The organism is Burkholderia sp. BE17, from assembly GCF_009362305.1.
Taxonomy (GTDB): domain Bacteria; phylum Pseudomonadota; class Gammaproteobacteria; order Burkholderiales; family Burkholderiaceae; genus Burkholderia; species Burkholderia pyrrocinia_C.
The window spans coordinates 1-253 of record NZ_WHNU01000133.1 but is presented as its reverse complement, the minus strand read 5'-3'; the positions used below and the strand labels follow the sequence as shown (position 1 = coordinate 253).

Below are 253 nucleotides of genomic sequence, written 5' to 3'. Positions count from 1 at the left end.
GCAACTCAGGCAGCGGCCCGCGGGCCGCTGCCTGACGCGCTACGGTTTGCCTCTTCTTCTTCATCGGCATATCCATGACTTTTATACCTCATGATATGCCCCGCCCACGAAATGACGGATAGGTCCGGCATGGCTGACCGACTCGTAAGCTCGCAGGTAAATCTCTTCGTACTTGACGCTGCGCCACACGCGTTCGACGAACACGTTGTCGCGCCAGGCCCCTTTGCCGTCCATCGACAGCCGCACGCCTCGA

General features: G+C 60.1%; 1 pseudogene. It reads right to left on the bottom strand.

Annotated elements, in window-relative coordinates:
* Positions 1–126 precede the first annotated feature (126 nt).
* Positions 127–253: pseudogene (locus GD429_RS40185) on the bottom strand (IS3 family transposase); the annotation flags it as partial.